We start from the raw sequence: 22,168 nt of genomic DNA, 5'->3' as shown, positions 1-22,168 counted from the left end.
AATTATTACTACAGCACACACCCTTCTGAAAAGCCATCTTTGCTTTTTAGAAGGGTTTTTTTATGAATACATAGTAGGGGAGATGAGGAAAAATGGATCAACAGGTTACTTTGATTGCTACTGCGGCTATGGGCCTTGAAGCGATAGTTAGTAAAGAAGTAAAAGAACTTGGGTATGAAAACGTTCAAGTGGAGAACGGGCGGGTAGTATTTACAGCAGATGTATCAGCTATTCCAAGGGCTAACCTCTGGTTAAGAACGGCTGACCGCGTGAAATTACTGGTTGGAAAGTTTAAAGCTGTTACATTCGATGACTTATTTGAGAAGACGAAAGCTTTACCGTGGGAAAACTTTATCACAGAAGATGGTGAATTTCCTGTAGTAGGTAAATCCGTAAAATCGAAGTTGTACAGTGTACCAGATTGCCAATCTATCGTAAAGAAAGCTATAGTTGAGCGTTTGAAGAAAAAATACGGCGTGGCTTCCTGGTTAAAAGAAACGGGAGCATTTTATCGTGTGGAAATCGCTCTTCATAAGGATGAAGCGTTACTGACTATTGATACATCAGGGAGCGGCCTTCATAAACGGGGATATAGAGTTGGACAGGGGGAAGCTCCTTTGAAAGAAACGCTGGCTGCTGCACTCGTTCAAGTAACGAACTGGCATCCGGATGAACCTTTTGTAGATCCTTTCTGCGGGTCAGGAACAATAGCCATTGAAGCTGCCTTAATCGGGCAGAATATTGCGCCGGGTTTTAACCGGGAATTTGCTTCTGAGGATTGGTCGTTTATTCCACAAAAGGCCTGGGATGAAGCTTTTCAAGAGGCGGAAGACTGTGCCAATTATGATCAGCCTTTAAACATAACAGGTTCAGATATAGATCCGGACTTAATTGATATTGCTAAAAATAATGCTATGGAAGCGGGTCTTGGCGATCTTGTGACCTGGAAACAAATGCAGTTACGGGATTTCAAACCCAAGCAGGAAAATGGTTATTTAGTCTCTAACCCTCCCTATGGTGAACGAATGGGTGAACGCCCTGAGGTGGAAGAGATGTATCGCGATCTAGGAGTTATCATGAGAGATCATCCCTCCTGGAGCGTGTATGTGCTGACTTCCCATGAAGGATTTGAAAAACTTTATGGAAAGGAAGCCACGAAAAAGCGTAAACTATTCAACGGATTCATCAAGACAGATTACTATCAATACTTTGGAAAAAAGATACGTTAAATAGAGAATGGTGGAGTTAACCACCCATGAACTTAGTTTTCTTTATTTGTAGGATTTATTTAAAAACGGAATAAATCACATACTTCAGGTAAAGGTGAGGTGACCGCAGTGACTCAAACTGTAAAAGAAAAATTTTTTGATCTTCTGAAAGAACAATCATCCTATGAAGAAGCCATTGGTTTAATGGCATGGGACATGCGCACAAAAGCTCCAAAAAAAGGAATGGATAACCGTTCTGAAGTTTTAGGAGTACTATCAGAGAAAGTACACGAAATACAAACATCTGACAAAATGAAATCTTATATCGATGAATTAAAAGGGCAAGTTGAAGATCCAGTACTTGTTAAGTCGCTGGAAGAAGCAGAAGAAACCTATAATAAGACAGCTAAGATTCCTGGAAAAGAATATCGGGAATATGTAACGCTCCAATCCAAAGCGGAATCTATGTGGGCAGAAGCAAAAGATATGAACGATTTTGAAAGTTTTCGTCCATATTTAGAAGAACTGGTGGAATTCAACAAGCGATTTGCGGAGTACTGGGGCTACAAAGAACATCGCTACGATGCTCTCCTTCATAACTACGAACCCGGAATTACCGTATCTAAATTAGAAGAAGTGTTCCCGCGAGTGCGTAAGGCGTTGACGGATTTGTTAGATCAAATTAAAAAAGCTCCTAACCAGCCAGACCCTTCCGTACTTGAAGGGCACTTTCCTAAAGCTCAGCAGGAAAAATTCAGTGAAGAAATACTTAAGCGGATGGGGTACGATTTTGAAGCCGGCCGTTTAGATGAAACGGTTCATCCTTTTGCCATAGGTCTAAATAGCAATGATGTTCGTGTTACGACAAAATACGATGAAAAAGATTTTAGAACCGCTGTATTTGGTACCATTCATGAGGGGGGTCATGCTCTATACGAACAGAACATTGATCCAAAACTCAGTTTTACGCCTCTCGCAACAGGAACGTCCATGGGTATTCATGAGTCTCAGTCTCTGTTTTGGGAGAACTTTATATCGAGACGGGAATCCTTTTGGCAGAACCATTACGAGTTATTTAAAATGAATGCACCGGAAAAGTTCGAATCGTTGCCGCTGGATCAATTTTACCGGGCAATTAACGAAGTGAAGCCTTCACTTATAAGGATTGAAGCTGATGAATTAACCTATTGTCTTCATATAATGGTTCGATACGAGCTTGAAAAGGCTTTAATAGGCGGAGAAATAGAAGTGAAGGACTTACCGGAGTTATGGAATAAAAAAATGGAAGATTATTTGGGTGTGAAGCCTGAAATGGACTCTGAAGGCGTGCTTCAGGATATACACTGGGCAGGTGGAGATTTTGGTTACTTTCCGTCTTATGCATTAGGATACATGTATGCAGCTCAAATAGAAAATCAAATGAGTAAAGAAATTGATATTAACCGTGTGATCGAGCAGGGCGACTTCAAACAGGTTAAAGAATGGCTGACCTCTCGTATACATCAGTACGGGAAGATGAAAAAACCTCTTGAACTTCTGGAAGAAGTGACTGGGGAAGGGTTAAACCCTGATTATTTAGTCGACTATCTGACCAATAAATATAAACACATTTATCAATTTTAATATTATGATGAGTTATAAAACCCAGCTGTCAGTAAAGACAGCTGGGTTTTGTTTAATTAAGAAAATTCTTTTTTTAATTCAGGTTTTAATAATCCAGCATCTTCATAAACAGGAGCTATTTGTTCCGTAAACTCCGAGAATTTTTCATCAGCTTGCGATAAATCTGCCTCTTCCACATTAGATTCTAGTGCACTTGCAACTTCTTCATAGTAAGATTGAAGAGAAGGAAGCGCTTCTTCATATGTAGTCATGACATCTTCAGGCAGGTCGGCTTTTATTGAATAATTTGACGCTGCATCGGCAGCTTCTGCTGCGGCTGTTTGAGCTTCTTCTCCAGCAGATTTAATAGCTTCTGGGTCCGGCTCTTCAGCAACCATGGCTTCTTCATAAGCGGCAATTTTAGATTGGTAAGGCTGGAAAGTGTCCTGCATATTCATCTGGACGCTCATGATTTCTTTCTTCATTGCCTGCTCATCGTTTTTGCTTTCTTCTTCAGCTGATGATTGGTCTTCCGTCTGACTTTCAGAATCACTGTTTGATTCATCAGAAGAGTCATTATTACATCCGGCGATAACCAGCGTACCTGCAATGCCCAGCATAAGTAACCATTTCTTCATATATAATCCCCCTTTGAGTTATGTATCACGTTTATTCTAGGGGAGGCAGGAATGAATGTAAAGAAATTGCAAAAATGTTATAATATACTGAAAATTTTATTTATTATTTACTCGGGGAGGTCTTATTTATGTATTTACCAGATTTTCGATTAGATCATAAACTTGCCGTCGTCACGGGTGGCACCAAAGGTATTGGAAAAGCAATTGCTCTTGCCTATGCCGAGTCAGGAGCCGATGTGATCTTAATTGCACGTAATGAAAAGCAGCTAAAAAAAATGAAAGAGACCGTTGAATCTCTAGGACAGCAAGCTTATACGATTTGTAAAGATATCCAGCAATATGATGCGATTAAAGAGGAAGTGGAAGAAATCCGTGGTGATCGAGCTATAGATATTTGGGTCAATAATGCAGGGATGAACATACGCTCAGAAGCTGAAAACGTAAGTGAGGAAGAATGGGACCAGATTGTTTCAACTAACATGAAAAGTGCGTTTTTCTTATCTCAATATGCGGGAAGGGTAATGAAACAACACAGACAAGGAAAGATTATTAACATTTCTTCCGTAGGCGGTCATACAGCGTTAAGAACCGGAGTCGTATATGCTATGACAAAAAGTGCACTTATTCAAATGACAAAAAATCTTGCCCTGGAGTGGGGAAAGTATCAAATTAATGTGAATGCAATCGGTCCGTGGTACTTTCCGACTTCATTAACGGAGCAGTTGCTACAAGATGAAGATTATGTACAATCCATTCTTGAAAGAACACCATTAAACCGAATAGGAAAGCTTGAAGAAGTGTCGGGTGCCGCAGTATTTCTTGCCTCAGACGCAGGTAACTATATGACAGGCCAGACTCTGTTTGTAGATGGCGGGATGACGATTTATGGATTTTAAGTAAAGACGAGCAATTAACCTTAGTTAATTGCTCGTTTTTATTTTAAGTTGAAAACTGAAAGACAGCTTTCTTTAAGCTCATAATCTAGTGGGATTAGGAGCATATTAAAAAAAAGGAGGTTGTCAAATGGCGTATATACTTTCAACTGGACTGCAAGAAGCTGAGTACGAATATTCTCAAGACACAGTACAATCACTTATTTACAACCTTTTCCCTCTCAAATCTCATGAAAAAAAACGGTTGCTGCCAATCTTCGAACATGCTCAAATAGATAAAAGACAGTTCTCAGCAAGTATGGAGTGGTTTGAACATCCACACGGATTAAAGGAGAGAAATGAATTATTTCACGAAAAGGCGTTAAAATACGCGAAGGGTGCTATTGAGTCGTGCTTATCTAATCTTCAGTTCTTAAAGCAACAAGTGAGTCCTTCTATGGTAGATCATATTATCTTCGTATCTTCTACTGGAATCAACACACCTACATTGGATACTTACTTTATTAATGATTTAAACTTCAGAGAAACAGTGAAAAGGACGCCAATGTTTGGTTTAGGATGCGCTGGAGGTACAAGCGGAGTGGCCCGAGCGTTTGAATGGCTTCAAGGTCATCCAGAAAAAAATGTTCTAGTAGTATGTGTGGAATTGTGCAGTTTAACCTTCCAATTAACTGATCAGCGAGTAAGTAACTTTGTAGGAACTGCCTTATTTGGAGACGGTGCATCAGCGGTACTTATGAGTGGAGAACGTTCAAAACTTCGAGAAATGGCTTGCTTGCCCACGGCTAAGGTATTGAATTCAAGTTCAAGACTCAAGCCATTCAGTACAGATGTAATGGGATGGCGAGTAGTGGATACAGGATTTGAAGTAATTTTTAATAAAAGCATCCCAAAATTAGTAAAATCATTTTGGAGTCTCCATATGGAGGAAGTTTTAGCTGAAAACCTTTGGGAAAGCAATGAATTGCCATTTATCGTTGCTCATCCCGGTGGAAGAAAAGTGCTGGAAGGTTACAAGGAAGTATTTGAATTATCCGATCATACGTTAAAGTTTTCAGAGAATGTGTTGAGGAATCACGGAAATATGTCCTCTCCTACTGTTCATTTTGTATTAAATGAGGCGATGGCTAGTGAACCTGAAAAAGGTACAAGGTCCTGTATGACGTCCCTCGGGCCTGGTTTTAGTTCAGAAATCGTAAGTTTGGAGTGGGTGTAATGGAAGGATTTTTATGGATTCTGTTTTCTTTTTTGGTTATTCAAAGGTTAGCAGAATTAGCTCTTGCCAGATCAAATCGAAAATGGATGTTGAACAGAGGGGCCATAGAATCAGGAGAAAATCATTATATTTTGTTTATTGTGCTCCATAGTTTATTCTTTGTTTCCCTTTTTTCAGAGTTTGCTTTCCCTTCGTACCATTACAGTCGTTTTTTTTATCTTTCTCTAAGCATGTTTATCCTTCTTCAGGTCTTAAGGATATGGTGTATTTCAAGCTTAGGGAGAAGATGGAATACACGAATTCTAATCTTGCCTGATGAAAAGCCTATCAAAAAAGGTCCATATAGGTATATTCCTCATCCCAATTACGTGATTGTGTTTTTTGAATTACTATTTATTCCACTGCTTTTCCAAGCCTATATAACGGCAATTGTTTTCCCATTTCTGCATTTGCTTGTGCTCATGGTACGCATTCCAGCAGAAGAAAAGGCTTTAGAAGAGAGGGTTTAAGACTTATTGACAGTTGCTTTTTACTGAAGAGGTCTGCTATAATCTAATTAGTATTGAAAATCATTATCATTTAGAAGGGTGCGGGAACATTATGATGGTGATCATCTTTTTGGTTGTCGCTGTTTATAGTTGTTTGATGGTTTGGATATTGGCAAAGGTTGGATCAGTACCTGCTCGCTCGGTTATGGATATGGTAAAAGGGAATGTAAAACCAACTCCTTCACAAAATAGAAAATCATATGAACGAACAATTTCAGCCAGGTAAATACACCTGGCTTTTTATTTTTGCTATAATAGAGAAAAAGAAGGAAAAATGTCGAAAGCTGATTACTGTCTAATTCATTAGAACAACTGTAAAAAATGTGGCTTAATCTTACCGTCGTGTTCCTATATTGAAGAAGTGCTGCTCGTTTATACATATTGAGCGTTAAGCGTAATGGACCCATTTAAAAGGCAGTAAAATGTAAGGAGTGACTTATGAAAAAAAACCATGCATTAGCCTACTTTTTAGAGGATTTATGGTCAAGGGGATTTAAATTAAGTGATGAAGATGTAAGATTTATTTACTTTGGTAAGAATTCAGCCAATGCTTCCGAGTGGAAAACCATTATTGCGGTAAAGATCACTTTAAAATTCCAACAAGCTTTTGACCCAAGTTTTTTCATAAGTGTGTTGGAACATATAGCTAAGCCAAATATCAAATCGAAACGTCAGGCTTATCAATCTATAGAAGAACGCGTTTCATCTTCTAAACTTCCTTTACAATAAGGATCAGTGCCCCTCTTTTTAACATTTAAAATGGAAATAAACCTCTGTTATGAAGCAGGACATAATAGTTCGAACCGTTTCTTGAGGACTCTTACTTATCCTTTTGCTTTTTCCTCGCTTTAGTGCATTGCACCCCTAAACTTGGCTGCAAATCGGCCTTGAATAACCATTCTTCTCAAATTTCAGATCTCCATATTTTTAACTCTCACCCTGGTAAAAAGGTTGTCGACAAACATTCGGCAGCCTTTTTGGATTTCTGTTGAACAGAAAATATATAACAGAAAAAAACTTGTAGAGAACGATGGGTTTCCCTACAAGTGTAAATTCTTATTTCAGCGGAGTTTCGTATGCTTTAAGAGCGCGGCTCGTGCAACTCGGTCAGCGTTTTTATTTTGCTTTTCCGGCACCCATTTATAGAATACGTAAGGAAAGTTTTCTTCCAAATCCTGGATGGTTGTGAGTAAAGGTGAGAATTTTTCATTTTTAGTGTAGCCTTTTTCAATCGTATCAATAACAATTTTGGCATCAGATCGAATAGATATGATTTCATCTGGGAAATCTTCTCTGCATACTTCAAGGGCCTTAATTACGGCTAGAAATTCAGCCTCATGATTATTTCTTTCATTAAGATAGAAGCTATGTTCAATAAGTGTCGCACCTTGTTTAATAATTACGCCAGCAGCACTCGGACCGGGATCACCGCTTGCCGCAGCATCTGTATAAACTTCAATCAATTCAAACAACTCCTTCAATTATCAGGATGTTTAAACCTTTTAGCTGCATATAAAAATGGGGTGTCAATAGCAGCTACAATAAATTTAATAATATAAGTTGTCAAGAATATCTCCAGCCAAACTTCAAAAGGGTAGATCCCCAAAAATGCGATTGCACAGAAAATTGCGCTGTCTAAGAGCTGGCTGATCATCGTACTTCCATTATTTCTTATCCATAGTGTGCCGTCACTTGAGAATAATTTTTTTAAACGTGCATACAGCCATACGTCAAAATACTGACTGATAATATATGCAGTCAAGCTCCCAAGAGCGATGCGAGGCACAATGCCAAACAGACTTTCAAGAGCAGGCTGGGCCACATCATTTTCTCCTGGCGTAAACTGGATTGCCAGCTGCATCATGATGGTCAAAGAAATTAGCGTAGAAAAGCCCATCCAAACTGCTTTTCGGGCATCTCTTTTTCCATACTTTTCGTTTAGGATGTCTGTTGCAAGAAAGGCTGTTCCATAAATGATATTTCCAAGAGTAGCGTTCAATCCGAATAGTTCAATTGTTTTGACTACCTGAATATTGGCAACTACCGTGGACATTCCTATCCATACAAAAAGCCCGGGTTTACCAAAGATGCGGTAAACCATTAGTAATAAACTGAAATTAATGATAGCGAATAATATCCATAGCCATTCATTACTCATAGAACTACCTCCTTAGTTTTGATATCGCGGGAGTTCTCGAACCGCGCTGTTAGATCAACAGCCGTTAATTATACGAGGGAGGGCTTGTTTTTTCAAGCAAAACATAAAAAAAGCAGCCTCTATAGAGGCTGCTTTGGATTTTATTTATTGTTTTTCAACATTAGCTGCTTGTGGTCCGCGGTCGCCTTCAACAATTTCGAAAGAAACGGTTTGACCTTCTTCTAGAGATTTGAAACCTTCTTCTTGAATTGCAGAGAAGTGTACGAATACATCATTTCCACCTTCTACTTGGATGAAGCCGTAACCTTTTTCCGCGTTAAACCATTTTACTGTACCGTTTTGCATGATATGAATCCTCCTAAAAACTTCTTACACGTAATACGTGATAATTCACAAATGATGATAAGAACATAAAAAATCCATAGAAACTCGGAAAAATAAACTCCAGAGTACTTCTATGGGAACTACCTTGCATTTATGTTTCCGATCACCTTATTTGCTTAACTACAATATAACGTATCGATAAAGTGACGTCAACAATCTGAATATGATTTTTTATGAGAGTACTGGTTAATAGTTCATGATGGTTGTTTATTCAGTCTCCCATACGTTTGAATTAGCGGGAGCTGTGGAAGTTATTTTCTTATTCTCGTTCAGTAAAATAGAGGCTGTAAGTTTCAAAATCAGTCCGTTATTAGAAAGAATCGTCTAAACTTTTTGAAATGATGTAAAAAAAAGGTAAGATAGGTTATAAAGGGAGTGAACCTATGAAGACAGATATTGAAATTGCTCTTGAAGCGAAGATGAACCCTATTTCCTCAATTGCAGAACAGATGGGACTGGCAGAAGGTGATTGGGAACCTTTTGGACATTATAAAGCCAAATTATCCGACCAGCTGCTAAACAAACTGGCTGATCGACCAAACGGAAAGATTATTCTTACCACGTCGATTAATCCTACTCCTGCCGGTGAAGGCAAATCTACTGTAACGGTAGGGCTGGGACAGGCCTTAAACCAGTTGAATAACAAAGCGGTTATTGCATTAAGAGAGCCGTCACTTGGACCAACGATGGGACTCAAAGGCGGTGCTTGCGGAGGGGGGTATTCCCAGGTTGTTCCTATGGAAGAGATTAACCTTCATTTTACTGGGGATATCCACGCGATCACGACTGCTAATAATGCGTTATCTGCTTTTATAGATAACCATATTCATCAGGGGAATCAGCTGAACATTGATCCGAGAAGAGTTACATGGAAGCGGGCTTTAGATATAAATGATCGCTCTTTACGCCAAGTCGTTGTTGGTTTAGGTGGGGCTGTTAGAGGAGTTCCCAGGGAAGACGAGTTTACGATCACTGTGGCTTCTGAAATTATGGCCGTGCTTTGTCTGGCTGCCGATTTACAAGACTTAAAAAAGAGACTTTCTAGAATTATTATTGGCTATACATATCACCAAGAGCCGGTTACTGTTAATCAGCTGGGTTTTCAGGGTGCTTTAACATTATTACTGAAAGACGCCATGAAGCCCAATCTTGTCCAAACATTGGAAAACACACCTGCCATTATTCACGGGGGGCCTTTTGCAAATATTGCTCACGGGTGTAACAGTGTAATGGCTACAAAAATTGCTGCAAAGTTAGGTGACTATGTGGTGACGGAATCTGGGTTTGGGGCTGATTTAGGCGCAGAGAAGTTCTTAGACATCAAAACTCGGGCGGGGGATTTTGAGCCTGATGCTGTCGTAATTGTAGCTACGATTAGAGCATTGAAAATGCATGGTGGTTTGAATAAAAAGGATTTGCAGCATGAGGACTTGGGAGCCCTCGAAAAAGGGATGGAGAATCTTGAAAAACATTTGGAAACGATTCGTCAATTCAATCTTCCCTTTATCGTAGCCGTCAACCAGTTTTCTTCTGACACTCAGGCAGAACTTGACTATTTACGGAAATGGTGTGAGGCGCAGGGGGCACCTGTATCGGTGATTGATGTGTTTACAAAAGGAGGGGAAGGAGGTATTGATCTAGCTGAGAAAGTGGTAAAGGTCTGTGAAAGTAAATCTGCACATCTTACGTACACCTATGATTTATCCGACAGCATAGAGGAAAAGATCCAGAAGATTGCTGGTAAAGTGTACGGAGCAGCAGGAGTTCAATTTTCCACTCAAGCGAAAAAGCAATTACATCAAATAAAACAGTTAGGGTATGGACAATTACCCATTTGTATGGCAAAAACCCAGTATTCTCTTTCGGACGATCCTTCTCAGCTAGGCCGTCCGAGAAACTTCTATATTACAGTACGTGAATTCAGACTTTCTGTAGGAGCTGGTTTCATTGTTGCTCTGACCGGTGAGGTCATGACAATGCCAGGTCTGCCTAAAAAGCCGGCGGCCCTTCAAATGGATGTTACCGAGGATGGAACAATTAAAGGTTTATTTTAATAGAGTGTCAGCCCCTGGCTTTTTCTAGTCAGGGGGATGTTTTTTTTGCTACAATGATTTTAATTACATAAGAGGACAAGGAGGAAGAGGATTGGCTATTCAAATCGGTGTGACCGGTTGGGGAGATCATGCTTCCCTATATTCAGATCAAACAAAAGGAAACGAAAAACTATCTGAATATGCTTCTCACTTTCCTGTGGTAGAAGTAGATACCGCATTTTACGCAATACAGCCGCAGTCTCATTATGAAAAGTGGATCAAACAAACCCCAGAATCATTTAGATTTGTTATAAAAGCTTTTAGTCATCTGACAGGACATGATAGGCAGGAACGTACGAAACAAGAAGCGAAAGAATTGATGAAGCAATACGAAGAATCTATACAGCCTGCCTGGGAAAAAGGTAAAATCAATGCTCTTTTATTCCAGTTTCCACCTTGGTTTGATGTGAAAAAGCAAAATATACAAAAACTGCGCTTTATTAGAGAGTGGCTGTCCGATTATCCCCTTGCTCTTGAATTTAGAAACCAAAGTTGGTTCCAGCCTCAGTATAAAGAACAGACTTTATCATTTATGAAAGATCAACAGTGGATTCATACCATTTGTGATGAGCCTCAAGCGGGAGAAGGTTCTGTGCCCCGCGTTTTAGAACCCACCCACCCGAGTAAATCACTTGTCCGCTTTCACGGACGTAATATTCACGGATGGAATAAGAACGGCAGAGAGGATTGGAGAAAAGTTCGTTTTCTTTATAGATATAATGAGGAAGAACTAAGGGAATGGGCTGAAAGAATCCATGAATTAAAAAAGCAAACCCCGGAGATTACATTACTTTTCAATAACAATTCCGGCGGTGATGCTGCGGATAACGCTAAACAAATGCAGGACATTTTAGGGGTCACTTACGACGATTTGAATCCTAGACAAATGGACCTGTTTCAATTTTAGGAGGATTTATGGAGAAAGACCATCGACTCAAAAGAATTGAAACGTATGTAAAAAAACAGTTCGAGCATGATACGACAGGACACGGTTTTGACCATATGAAGCGTGTGGCGCTTTGGTCCTGTAAGCTCGCTGTGGAAGAGGAAGTCGACCCAGTGCTTGCAGAAGCAGCGGGCTGGCTTCACGACATAGGAGATGAGAAGTTATTTACAAATCCTGATAAGGCTTTAGAAGAAAGGAATCGATTACTACTCGAATTGAATTTCACTCTTTGCCAAATAAATGAGATTGAGAAAGCTATAGAAACTGTTTACTTTCGAAAAGGGAAAAAGCCTTCCTCCTATTTAGGCGCTGTTGTCCAGGACGCAGACCGGTTAGATGCCATCGGTGCTATCGGTATTGCTCGTGTATTTACCTATGGCGGGGCGAAGGGGCAGAGTATCGATAATGAACAAGAGGATACTTCCTCTTCTATCCAGCATTTTCACGATAAATTATTAAAGCTTTCTGGGATGATGAATACAGAAAGTGGACGACAGGAAGCTGATCGCAGGCATCGTTTTATGGAAAAATACTTATTAGAATTTAGTAGAGAAAAGCATCTGGACTAGAATATTCACCTAGAGGAGGAAACATAGTGGTTAAAAATGAACAAGCGTATTTAGATTTATGCCGGCACGTCCTGGATGCAGGACATGAAAAAGGAGATCGAACAGGAACAGGAACCTTTTCCGTATTTGGACACCAGCTCAGGTTTAACCTTGAGGATGGTTTTCCGCTTTTAACAACTAAAAAAATCCCTTTTCGGTTAGTGGCAAGTGAATTGCTGTGGTTTATTAAAGGTGATACGAACATTCGTTACCTTCTGCAGCATAATAACAACATATGGAATGAGTGGGCTTTTCAGGCGTGGGTGGAAAGCGATGATTACCACGGCCCTGATATGACCGATTTTGGACGAAGAAGCTTAAAAGATGAAGCATTTAAAGGTCAATATGATGAGCAAATGGAACGTTTTAAAGAAAAGATTCTCACAGATGACTCGTTTGCTGATCGATTCGGTGACTTGGGCAACGTTTATGGAAAGCAGTGGCGTGCGTGGAAAACTTCTCAGGGCCAGACGATCGACCAATTGAAAAACGTTATTGAAGGGATTAAGAGAAATCCGGATTCCAGGCGGCATATCGTAACAGCCTGGAATCCGGAGGATGTACCATCGAACATGGCTTTGCCGCCCTGCCATGCACTTTTTCAATTTTATGTAGCTGATGGGAAACTTTCCTGCCAATTATATCAAAGAAGTGCGGATATATTCTTAGGCGTTCCATTTAATATTGCTAGTTATGCCCTGCTCACCCATTTAATCGCACGTGAATGTGACCTGGAACCTGGAGAGTTTGTTCTTACACTGGGAGATGCCCATATTTACAGCAATCATATAGAACAAGTGCACAAGCAGTTAAACCGAACACCTGAAGCACTACCAAAAATCTCATTAAATCCTGAAAAAGATCGTGTATTTGATTTCGAGATGGAGGACATTTCCATAGAAGGGTATGACCCGTATCCTGGAATCAAAGCTCCCATAGCAGTATAAAATCAAACGAGGTGAAGGTAATGATATCATTTATTTTTGCAATGGATAAAAATCGCTTGATCGGAAAGGATAATGATCTTCCGTGGCATATTCCTAACGACTTTAAATTTTTTAAGGACAAGACCTGGGGAAAGACGATTATCATGGGAAGAAAAACATTTGAATCATTTGGTAAACCTCTTCCGGAGCGGAAGCATATCGTTATAACGAGTAACGAGAATTATTCTCATAATGGGTGTGAAGTTATTCATTCAATTGAGGATATAGTAAAGCTTGAAAAAGAACAACCGGAAAAAGAATGGTTCGTCATAGGGGGAAGTGTTCTCTTTGAGAAAATGTACCCTTATGCTGACCGAATGTATTTGACCTATATTGATGCCGAGTTCGAGGGAGATACGTATTTTCCTGAATTTAATATAGAAGATTGGGAGCTCATTGATGAAGACAAGGGGAAAAAAGATGAAAATAACCCTTACGATTATTATTTCAGAACCTACGATCGGAAGAAAACATGATTGAAGAGTTAAATGGTTGCGGCGTGGTCCTTGCCGGCGGAAGCTCTACGAGGATGGGAGAAGATAAAGCCTGGCTGAATCTGGGCGGAGAGACCGTAGCGGTACGTATTGCAAATGAACTGCACAAGACTGTTTCAACGGTAGTGATGAATCAGAATGAAGGTCCGGATTTACCCCTTCCCTCCATCCAGGATATTTATCAGGACGCCGGGCCGCTTGGCGGTCTTCACACAGTAATGGCGTCTAGAGAGGAAGAATGGTTTTTCTTATCAGCATGCGATACGCCGTTTATTCATGAGAGCGTCTATAACTACTTATCCTCTTTCTTAGACCAAACGATTGATGCTGTAATCCCGGAATATGAGGGTCGTCTTCAGCCGCTATCTGGTATTTACCGTAAGTCCTGTCTTCCCATTATTGAAACATTACTTCATAATGGAGAGCGCAAGGTAAGTCTTTTGCTAGAGCAGGTCCAATCGGTTTATGTAAATGATTTTCAGCCTCTTCCGAGTGAAGTTGTGAATCGTCATTTTTTTAATATGAATACCCCGGAAGATTACCGGAAAGCTCAGGAGATTTGCAAAATTTTATGAAACCAAGACATTTGGACAAGATCGTGATATGATAGGAAAAGAACCGTTAAATGACGATTGGATGTGTAGTTTTTCTTTTTATAAAACGATTGATCATTCAGGTTTACTCTTAAAAGGCGGTGAAAGATATGCTTTCAAGTATTGGAATCCCAGGCTTAATATTAATTTTAACCATTGCCCTTGTTATTTTTGGACCTAAGAAACTTCCGGAGATTGGCAAAGCAGCGGGAGAAACGCTAAAGGAGTTTAAGAATTCCGCTCGTGACTTGACAGATGAAGGAAAAGATAAGCCGTCCGACCAAAAAAATGACTGATACTTAAATTATTACCATATGAAAGAACATAAGAATTGGAGGGATGAACCATGTTATCGAGCATTGGTGTGCCAGGACTCATCCTGATATTAATTATTGCACTGGTTGTGTTTGGACCTTCAAAGCTGCCGGAAATCGGCAAAGCTTTTGGCAGTTCTCTGAAAGAGTTTAAAAAAGCGACTGGGGACATTATGTCCGATGGAGACAGCAGTAATAAATCCGAAAACAAAAATAAAGACGAATAAATGAATAAAGAAGGTGTAAGGGCCTGATCCTTACATCTTCTTTTTGTCAGGCTGCGTCTTAAGGCCTGGAGGTGGATGATTTGGCAGCTAATAAAATTAGTCAAGATATAGAAATGAATGTAACGGATCACTTAACCGAATTAAGAAAGCGGATTATTTGGACGCTTGTATTTTTTATAGCGTTCTTTGCGGCTGGATTGTATTATGTCAGGCCGATCCAGGGATTTTTTGTGAATGACCTTCCTTTTGAACTTCATATGACAAGCCCTGGAGAAATTATATGGATTGTTTTTACGATTGCCAGTCTAATTGCGATTGTAGGAACGCTGCCTATATTAACTTTACAAATCTGGTTGTTCGTTAAACCGGCATTGACCCCTAAGGAAACACGGGTGTCTCTGTCTTATATTCCGGCTATATTCCTATTGTTCATAGGTGGTTTAGCTTTTGGGTATCTGGTTTTTGTTCAGTTTATATTACCGTTCCTTTTATCGTTAAACGATGGGATGTTCAATGAAATCTTCACGGTGGAAAGATATTTCCGTTTTTTATTCCGTGTAACGATTCCCTTTGCGGTTCTCTTTGAGATTCCTATTCTGACCATGTTTCTGACGAGTCTTGGAATTGTGAACCCGGTATTGTTAGTGAAAATCAGGAAATACGCATATTTTGTTCTAGTGATTATTGGTACCATTATTTCCCCGCCTGACTTTATTCTTCAGCTGGTAGTGGCTGTGCCATTAATTGTGTTGTACGAAGTCAGTATTATATTATCGCGTATCGTTTACCGAAATAAATTGAAAAACCATCAGGAATATATGGAAAAAGAAGAAGAATAGCACTGTAAGAATCCTCTGAAAAACTTAACGAGGATTCTTTTTTATAGGTATCATTTTGCAGTTATGGTGTGTCCATGATAAAACTAAGGTACAAAAATTCAGGAGGAATAATTAATGAGGTCCTTTTATCACTATATGATGCGCTATCGAGGAAACCGAACAGAGAATGACGAGAAAAAACTTGCAGATTGGATGTTCCAGGATCACAGTTTTCCTAAGCAAGCCAAGACGTACGATGAGATCAGCCGGTACTTAGAATGGAATATTCCTTTTCCTAGTGCTCTATCGGTGTTTGATCGCTTATACGACACCTATTTGATTGAGGAAGACAATTAAAAAGAGAAATGATTGCGAGGAAGGAGTACAGCTTACATGAAAATATTGCACACAGCGGACTGGCATTTAGGTAAAATTGTAAACTACGTTCATATGACTGACGATCAAGCGTTTATTTTGGATAGATTTATAGAGATTGTGGAGGAAGAACAACCGGACGTGATTATTATTGCAGGTGATCTTTATGATCGTTCGATTCCCCCTAAGCAGGCCGTTGATTTACTGAATCAAGTGCTTACCAAATTAATCAATGACTTTCAAATCCCTGTGCTCGCGATCTCGGGCAATCATGACAGTCCCGACCGACTGGAGTTTGGCTCTCAATTGTTTCGGAGGCAAGGATTGTTTCTGGATACAAAGTTAAAAAGAGATCGTGAGCCAATCACTCTTTATGATTCTCAAGGACCTGTCCACTTTCATCTTATTCCGTATGTAGAACCTGCAGAAGTAGCTGCCGTATTTGAAGATGAAGAGATTAAGAGCCACCAGGAGGCTGCCTCCAGATTAATAGAGGATATCCAGAAGAGGTATAACATGGCGGAAAGGCACGTGTGGATCGGTCATGCTTTCTTAGCAGGCGGAATGGAGAGTGAATCGGAGGAACGGTTATCCATGATTGGCGGGAGTCCCTACATAGACGCACATCTCTTTAAAGATTTTTCCTATGTAGCTTTAGGTCATCTTCATCAGCCTCAAAGAGTGGCATATGATCATATTCGATATAGCGGCTCCATTCTTAAATACTCCTTTTCAGAGGTGCATCACCAAAAATCAGTGACCATTATAGATTTGCAGGAGGAAAACGATCTTACTTTTGAAAAGAAACCACTTTATCCCCTTCGCGATTTTGAAATAGTTGAAGGGTATTTTGAAGATTTACTCTCTGGAGAAGCAGCGACGAGTCCTCATAATTATCTTCATATTAGACTATTGGATGACGGTCAGCTTATTGATCCCATGGGGAAACTAAGAAAAGTATATCCGAATATTCTACACCTCGAGAGACGAAGATCATCCGTGAATACGCAGATCGATGAATTAAATAAGGTTAAAGAGCGTCAGCGACTTTCTCATGAAGAATTATTCCGCTCATTTTATGAAGATATTAAAGGAGACACGATTTCTGAACATAGAAAGAACTTAATCAGTCAGGCAATTGATGCGTTAAAAGAAGAAGAAAGGGGGCAGTAACCTTTGAGAGCCATTACATTAACCATCCAGGCTTTTGGTCCCTACCGTGATAAACAGAGAATAGATTTCTCTTCCCTTGGAGAAGAAGCCATTTTCTTAATTACGGGCCCTACAGGGGCTGGGAAAACGACGATATTTGATGCGATGTGCTTCGCCTTATATGGGCGTGCAAGCGGGAGTGATCGTGATCAAGATTCCATGCGCAGTCATTTTGCGCAAGAAGGAGAGTCTACCTATGTTGAATTTCTTTTTGAATTAAGAGGAAAGTTGTATCGTATTGTCCGCATGCCTAAGCAGATGAGAAGAAAAGAGCGCGGGGAGGGCTGGAAAGAAGAACCGGCTAGAGCAGAACTCTATATTACACATTTGGATAATGAAAAGCTGATGGCTACTAAAGTAAAAGAAGTGAATGATTACATTGAAGAAGTGATGGGGCTTGACTATGATCAATTTCGAAAAATGATCATGATCCCTCAAGGTGAATTTAGAAAGTTGATTTCAGAGAATAGTAAAGAGCGGGAAGATATACTGCAAAAAATATTTAAAACACAATTCTATTCTGAGTTAACCGATTACTTAAAAGACCAGTCCAAAACACTAGAAAAAGAAATTGAGCAATTTCAATGGAAAATTGAACAGGAAGTTGGCAAAATCCATTGGGGCACGGAAGCAGAAGTTACTTTGGAGCAGGAAGAACCGCAAAAAATTATCGACTTATTAGGCAAGCGAATGGAGAATCAGAATAGTCTGATCAAACAGGAACAACGTCAATTAGAGCTTTTGTCTTCATCTACGGATAAGTTACAGACCCAGTTCCATGAAGCCAGACATCTACATGAACAATTTACTGAACAGCAAAAACTCTTAGAAGAGAAAAAGCTGCTGCAATCACAGGAAAGCTCTATGAGTGCTCTTCAAGAAGAGCTCAAATGGGCCAGGCAGGCAGATGAAGTGAAAGGATTTGAACAACAATGGAAAGATCGAGAAGAGGAGAGAAAGAAAGCAGAAATAGACCAGGAAGCAAAGGCCCAGCATAGAATACGTACTGAAGCTGAATTTTCTAATATAGAAAAGGAGCATAAAGAACTTGAAGAAAAGGAAAAGAAACGCCAGGATTTAAAGAAAGAATGGGAGCAAAAAGAGGAAGAAAGAAATAAATTAACTCATTTCCTTAAGATCGAAAGCCAGTTAACTGAAATGACTCAAAAACTTACCAGAAGCAAGGAGCAGGTAACTGCTTTAGAGCAAGAGCTAAAGCGCCTAAAGTCAGAACGGCATCAACTAAAAGAAATAAGTAAAGATGAGCGTAAAGTTACCAGTCAAATGTATGAAGTTAAGAATGAAGTTGTACATTTGACGAAGCAGGTTAAGGATTTAAAACGTTTAGCAAAAGAGTGGGATGTATTAAAAGAGATGAGAGCATCCTATCAGCAGTTTATGAAAGATTTCAGGCAGATGGAAAAAGAGCAGAAAAATGCTAAAAGCTATTATGAAGCAGCGCTTGAAGAAATTCGTGAGCACCATGCTTATACGCTGTCTTTTCAATTGGAAAATGGGGCCCCCTGCCCGGTCTGTGGAAACTCCCATCATCCTGCGCCTGCTGTTCAGCCTGCTCAAGTTGTCAGTCAGACCCGGCTTGAACAGTTAAAGCAAGAGGCAGATGAAAAACAAAAATCCTTTCAGCAGATGCAGGACGAAGCGGTCCAAGTCAAGTCTAAAGGAGAAACGCAGCGGCAACTGACGGATACACTTTTTGAGGAGTATAAAAAAGTGGTAGGTGCTATGGATGAAGCCTCTATTCAAAGCGCGTTAAAGCAAAGTGAGCAAAGCTTAAATACGAAAAGGAAGTTATCGGAAGATTTGGCCAGGCAAGCTGAAGAGATGGAACAGTCTGTGAAAAAGCTTGAAAATATTGAACAGCGTGAGGAAGAGCTGAATAGTAAAATTGAGAAGGCTCAGCAGGAGTGGCATACGAGCTATCAAGAACAAACTCGATTACAGACGCAAAAAGAGTCCTTCCAGGAAAACTACTCTTTTGAAACGACCAATCCGCAAAAATTAAAACAACTCACAGAGAAAGCAGAAGATTCCTATAAAGAAGAGCTGAAGAAGTGGGAAAACGTTCAAAAACGCTATTCTAAGCTGCGCGATCAGCTGCAGCAGGCTAAAGTGGCTGAAGAAGAAGGAATTAAATATGTGAAGCAGGCACAAGAAGCAGAAGAAATTCGAAAAGAGAAGTTTAATCAAACGCTCGTTCAATTTCAGTTTTCCAATGTCGAAAGTTATCAAAACTCTCTTCTATCTAAGGAATCTATTGAAGAAAAGCAGGAAAAGATTGATCAGTATAAGCAGCAGAAAGCAATTATTCAGGAACGTCTGCATAGTTTGAATGAAAAGCTGGCTGATCAGCAAAAACCGGATTTAGAGGCTCTTCATACTAAATGGGAAGAAGAAAAACAAAAGCTGACTAAACAGCAGCAGATCGTGAATGAACTGGAAATGGCTTTGTCACAAAATAAACAGGTTTATGCCACCATGGAAACTTTGTTATCAGAACAGGGGGATTTAGCTCAAGCCTACTATGACATTGCAGAACTTGCTCAGCTATCCAGAGGGGATAATCATCTTCGTTTGTCACTTGAACGATATGTTTTAGCTGCTTTTCTTGATGAAATCATCGTTCAGGCTAATATAAGACTTGATCAGATGACAGATCATCGTTATCAGCTCGTGCGCAGCGATGCTCTAGCTAAACGGGGAGCTCAAAGCGGTTTGGATCTCGAAGTGATTGATCATCATACGGGCCAAAAACGTTCCGTGCGGACCTTATCCGGAGGGGAAGGGTTTAAAGCTTCACTTAGTCTGGCTCTTGGCATGGCTGATGTTGTCCAGTCCCACGCGGGAGGAGTACAGCTTGACACGTTATTTATTGATGAAGGGTTCGGTACTTTAGATGAGGTATCGCTGGAGCAGGCCATTGATTGTTTAAGAAGTCTTCAGGATGGCAATCGAATGTTAGGTATTATTTCTCATGTTCCGCAGTTGAAGGAAGAAATTCCGGCTAAATTGCAAATCCAAACAGGACCTGCTGGCTCCTCAGTCGAATTTGTCTTTCAATAAGAGAATGAAGAAAGGGGAAGAGGAGATGGCCACACCTTTATCTATGGAATGGATTTTGATTACGAATGGAAAAGAACAAAGATTAAACGATGAGGATAATTTGTTTGAGATCGTGTTTGAGGGGTATCGAATATTTCCTTTAAATGAAAAGCTTGAAATTAAACGCACGTTAAAATCAGAACAGCTTGGGGCGGGTATAATCGAGGAATTAACCTTTAAAAATCATTTTACTTATTGTAAATACCGTCTCGTTTCACTACATTCCGTCAATTAGTGATCAAATATGCAGGGGCAGATGTCGCATTATGCGCTTACCCGGGAAATAGTAGATCGATGATAAAGGAAATAATTTCACTTTTCCACCTTCGCACCATTATATTCTGATAGAAAGAGGGGTTATTTCCATGAAAGTCCTGGATAATGATTGGGGAAATCTTCTGGAAGAAGAATTTCACAAACCCTACTATTTGGATCTTCGGGAGAAATTAAAAAAAGAATATGGAAGTTATAATGTGTATCCTGATATGTATGAAATTTTCTCGGCTATGCAATATACATCTTATGAAAACACAAAAGTCGTCATTTTAGGGCAGGATCCTTACCATGGACCTGAACAGGCCCATGGGTTCAGCTTCTCTGTTAAGCCAGGAGTAACCATTCCTCCTTCCCTGAAAAATATTTATAAAGAATTAAGAGAAGATCTTGGAATTGAACCACCGTCTCATGGCCATTTAGTCTCCTGGGCTAAAGAAGGCGTACTCTTACTTAACAATGTATTAACGGTAAGGGCCCACCAGGCACATTCTCATCAGGGGATGGGTTGGGAAAGGTTTACGGACGAAGTGATCCGTATGTTAAATCAGCGGGAGAAACCTATTGTTTTCATTCTATGGGGGAAACACGCTCAAAAGAAAGGGAAATCCATCGATCGCTCTAAACATAAAGTATTGACAGCCCCTCACCCGAGCCCTTTAGCTGCCCATCGAGGTTTCTTTGGCAGCCGCCCTTTTTCGCAAGCGAACCAGTACTTGGAGGAAATTGGCGAGGAGCCCATTAACTGGGCACTTCCTGCAAACCCCGAAAATTCGTAAGCCCATACCAAGTTACGGAAGCGGGCATATGCTACAGTATCTTAAGTTACGGAGGGGTTATGAATGTTTCCGACAGGTCAACCGCCTTTCCCTCCTATGGGTATGTTTCCCGGACCCCAGCCCTACATGGCACCACAGGGTATGATGAGATCAATGGCCCCCTTATTAAATCAAGGAGTTAGAAGTGCCGGAGGCTTTCCTGGTTTCGGTGCAGCAGGATTCGGTGCGCCAGGTTTCGGTGCACCAGGTTTCGGGGGAGCTGGTTTAGGGACACAAGCTTTAGGAGCGGCTGGCAATGCAGCTAAAGCAGGCGGAGCAGGATGGTTAGGGCATATGCAGACAGCATTAAAAGCCATGCAAAGTGCCGCGCCTATGGTTCAGCAGTATGGACCGATGGTAAAGAATATTCCTGCCATGATTAATATGATGAAAATTATGAATGAACCGGATGAAGAAGACGGAGAAGAGGCAGAAGAAAGTCTCGGGTCTGAATCACTTTCAAGCGCGAAGTCTGAATCGTCCAGTCAATCCAAAAGCACCGCTTCTTCTTCTAAAAGAAGGCGTCAAGGCACATCACAGCCCAAGCTTTACATCTAGGCTGTGCGTGTGGCTTGATTTTTTTTCTTTTATTAGCAAGAATAAGGACATGCTTACATGTAACAACCTACGCATTGGAGGTCTTA

26 protein-coding genes are annotated in these 22,168 nt (G+C 40.3%); 22 read left to right on the top strand and 4 right to left on the bottom strand.

Annotated features, from left to right (window positions below; translation table 11 throughout):
* Window positions 1-92 precede the first annotated feature (92 nt).
* Both HBHAL_RS10920 and HBHAL_RS10915 read left to right on the top strand, forming a co-directional pair.
* Entirely contained in the window at window positions 93-1,229 is a 1,137-nt protein-coding gene (locus HBHAL_RS10920) for a THUMP domain-containing class I SAM-dependent RNA methyltransferase (protein WP_014643473.1), read from the top strand.
* A gap of 108 nt (window positions 1,230-1,337) precedes the next feature.
* Complete coding sequence (locus HBHAL_RS10915; RefSeq protein ID WP_014643472.1) at window positions 1,338-2,831, top strand: carboxypeptidase M32; 1,494 nt, start codon at window positions 1,338-1,340, stop codon at window positions 2,829-2,831.
* A gap of 56 nt (window positions 2,832-2,887) precedes the next feature.
* On the opposite strand, the gene HBHAL_RS10910 is transcribed toward HBHAL_RS10915, so the two are convergent.
* Entirely contained in the window at window positions 2,888-3,448 is a 561-nt protein-coding gene (locus HBHAL_RS10910; protein ID WP_014643471.1) for a periplasmic heavy metal sensor, read from the bottom strand.
* A 128-nt stretch (window positions 3,449-3,576) separates the two neighbouring features.
* Between HBHAL_RS10910 and HBHAL_RS10905 the strand changes: the two genes are divergently transcribed.
* The 4 genes from HBHAL_RS10905 to HBHAL_RS10890 all read left to right on the top strand — a co-directional run bounded on the left by HBHAL_RS10905 (window position 3,577) and on the right by HBHAL_RS10890 (window position 6,834).
* The gene (locus HBHAL_RS10905) at window positions 3,577-4,344 is read left to right on the top strand and encodes an SDR family NAD(P)-dependent oxidoreductase (RefSeq protein WP_014643470.1); all 768 of its coding nucleotides are present in this window, start codon (window positions 3,577-3,579) and stop codon (window positions 4,342-4,344) included.
* A gap of 127 nt (window positions 4,345-4,471) precedes the next feature.
* Window positions 4,472-5,557 (top strand): type III polyketide synthase, encoded by a 1,086-nt coding sequence (locus HBHAL_RS10900; RefSeq protein WP_014643469.1) that lies wholly within the window; start codon window positions 4,472-4,474, stop codon window positions 5,555-5,557.
* Complete coding sequence (locus HBHAL_RS21850; RefSeq protein ID WP_014643468.1) at window positions 5,557-6,066, top strand: isoprenylcysteine carboxyl methyltransferase family protein; 510 nt, start codon at window positions 5,557-5,559, stop codon at window positions 6,064-6,066. Before HBHAL_RS10900 ends, HBHAL_RS21850 begins: the two co-directional genes overlap by 1 nt.
* Before the next feature lie 477 nt (window positions 6,067-6,543).
* Window positions 6,544-6,834 carry a DUF6123 family protein gene (locus HBHAL_RS10890; protein ID WP_014643466.1) on the top strand — a complete coding sequence of 97 codons (291 nt, stop codon included), beginning with the start codon at window positions 6,544-6,546 and terminating at the stop codon, window positions 6,832-6,834.
* Window positions 6,835-7,166: 332 nt separating this feature from the next.
* Here HBHAL_RS10890 and HBHAL_RS10885 read toward each other — a convergent pair whose 3' ends face one another.
* The 3 genes from HBHAL_RS10885 to HBHAL_RS10875 all read right to left on the bottom strand — a co-directional run bounded on the left by HBHAL_RS10885 (window position 7,167) and on the right by HBHAL_RS10875 (window position 8,608).
* Window positions 7,167-7,568, bottom strand: a complete 402-nt coding sequence (locus HBHAL_RS10885) for a ribonuclease HI family protein (RefSeq protein ID WP_014643465.1) — start codon at window positions 7,566-7,568, stop codon at window positions 7,167-7,169.
* A gap of 14 nt (window positions 7,569-7,582) precedes the next feature.
* Window positions 7,583-8,263 carry a queuosine precursor transporter gene (locus HBHAL_RS10880; protein ID WP_014643464.1) on the bottom strand — a complete coding sequence of 227 codons (681 nt, stop codon included), beginning with the start codon at window positions 8,261-8,263 and terminating at the stop codon, window positions 7,583-7,585.
* A gap of 144 nt (window positions 8,264-8,407) precedes the next feature.
* Entirely contained in the window at window positions 8,408-8,608 is a 201-nt protein-coding gene (locus HBHAL_RS10875) for a cold-shock protein (protein ID WP_014643463.1), read from the bottom strand.
* 235 nt (window positions 8,609-8,843) lie between these two features.
* Here HBHAL_RS10875 and HBHAL_RS21970 point away from each other — a divergent pair, with 235 nt between their 5' ends.
* The 16 genes from HBHAL_RS21970 to HBHAL_RS10800 all read left to right on the top strand — a co-directional run bounded on the left by HBHAL_RS21970 (window position 8,844) and on the right by HBHAL_RS10800 (window position 22,082).
* Window positions 8,844-8,975: a hypothetical protein gene (locus HBHAL_RS21970; RefSeq protein ID WP_014643462.1), complete on the top strand. Its 132-nt coding sequence runs from the start codon at window positions 8,844-8,846 to the stop codon at window positions 8,973-8,975.
* A 55-nt stretch (window positions 8,976-9,030) separates the two neighbouring features.
* Entirely contained in the window at window positions 9,031-10,701 is a 1,671-nt protein-coding gene (locus tag HBHAL_RS10870; RefSeq protein ID WP_014643461.1) for a formate--tetrahydrofolate ligase, read from the top strand.
* Between the two features lie 91 nt (window positions 10,702-10,792).
* A complete protein-coding gene (locus HBHAL_RS10865) occupies window positions 10,793-11,647 on the top strand; it encodes a DUF72 domain-containing protein (RefSeq protein ID WP_014643460.1) in 855 nt (284 codons plus the stop codon).
* An 8-nt stretch (window positions 11,648-11,655) separates the two neighbouring features.
* Complete coding sequence (locus tag HBHAL_RS10860; RefSeq protein WP_014643459.1) at window positions 11,656-12,255, top strand: HD domain-containing protein; 600 nt, start codon at window positions 11,656-11,658, stop codon at window positions 12,253-12,255.
* Between the two features lie 26 nt (window positions 12,256-12,281).
* A complete protein-coding gene (locus tag HBHAL_RS10855) occupies window positions 12,282-13,241 on the top strand; it encodes a thymidylate synthase (protein WP_014643458.1) in 960 nt (319 codons plus the stop codon).
* Window positions 13,242-13,261: 20 nt separating this feature from the next.
* Window positions 13,262-13,756, top strand: a complete 495-nt coding sequence (locus HBHAL_RS10850; protein WP_014643457.1) for a dihydrofolate reductase — start codon at window positions 13,262-13,264, stop codon at window positions 13,754-13,756.
* Window positions 13,753-14,349, top strand: coding sequence for a molybdenum cofactor guanylyltransferase (gene mobA, locus HBHAL_RS10845; protein WP_014643456.1), 597 nt, complete (start codon window positions 13,753-13,755; stop codon window positions 14,347-14,349). Before HBHAL_RS10850 ends, mobA begins: the two co-directional genes overlap by 4 nt.
* A gap of 128 nt (window positions 14,350-14,477) precedes the next feature.
* Entirely contained in the window at window positions 14,478-14,663 is a 186-nt protein-coding gene (locus HBHAL_RS10840; protein WP_041601335.1) for a twin-arginine translocase TatA/TatE family subunit, read from the top strand.
* 50 nt (window positions 14,664-14,713) lie between these two features.
* Window positions 14,714-14,908: a twin-arginine translocase TatA/TatE family subunit gene (tatA, locus tag HBHAL_RS10835; protein ID WP_014643454.1), complete on the top strand. Its 195-nt coding sequence runs from the start codon at window positions 14,714-14,716 to the stop codon at window positions 14,906-14,908.
* A gap of 80 nt (window positions 14,909-14,988) precedes the next feature.
* A complete protein-coding gene (gene tatC, locus HBHAL_RS10830) occupies window positions 14,989-15,747 on the top strand; it encodes a twin-arginine translocase subunit TatC (protein ID WP_014643453.1) in 759 nt (252 codons plus the stop codon).
* A 114-nt stretch (window positions 15,748-15,861) separates the two neighbouring features.
* Window positions 15,862-16,083, top strand: a complete 222-nt coding sequence (locus HBHAL_RS10825) for a YozE family protein (protein WP_014643452.1) — start codon at window positions 15,862-15,864, stop codon at window positions 16,081-16,083.
* A gap of 36 nt (window positions 16,084-16,119) precedes the next feature.
* The gene (locus HBHAL_RS10820) at window positions 16,120-17,274 is read left to right on the top strand and encodes an exonuclease SbcCD subunit D (protein WP_014643451.1); all 1,155 of its coding nucleotides are present in this window, start codon (window positions 16,120-16,122) and stop codon (window positions 17,272-17,274) included.
* A 3-nt stretch (window positions 17,275-17,277) separates the two neighbouring features.
* Window positions 17,278-20,394 (top strand): AAA family ATPase, encoded by a 3,117-nt coding sequence (locus HBHAL_RS10815; RefSeq protein WP_014643450.1) that lies wholly within the window; start codon window positions 17,278-17,280, stop codon window positions 20,392-20,394.
* A gap of 25 nt (window positions 20,395-20,419) precedes the next feature.
* Window positions 20,420-20,668 carry a DUF2584 domain-containing protein gene (locus HBHAL_RS10810; protein WP_014643449.1) on the top strand — a complete coding sequence of 83 codons (249 nt, stop codon included), beginning with the start codon at window positions 20,420-20,422 and terminating at the stop codon, window positions 20,666-20,668.
* 130 nt (window positions 20,669-20,798) lie between these two features.
* A complete protein-coding gene (locus HBHAL_RS10805; RefSeq protein WP_014643448.1) occupies window positions 20,799-21,485 on the top strand; it encodes a uracil-DNA glycosylase in 687 nt (228 codons plus the stop codon).
* Between the two features lie 126 nt (window positions 21,486-21,611).
* Window positions 21,612-22,082, top strand: coding sequence for a YqfQ family protein (locus tag HBHAL_RS10800; protein WP_231853945.1), 471 nt, complete (start codon window positions 21,612-21,614; stop codon window positions 22,080-22,082).
* Window positions 22,083-22,168: the final 86 nt, after the last annotated feature.

It is taken from the genome of Halobacillus halophilus DSM 2266 (assembly GCF_000284515.1).
GTDB lineage: Bacteria > Bacillota > Bacilli > Bacillales > Halobacillaceae > Halobacillus > Halobacillus halophilus.
The sequence above is the reverse complement of the archived record's forward strand: the minus strand, read 5'-3'. Positions and strand labels throughout refer to the sequence as shown.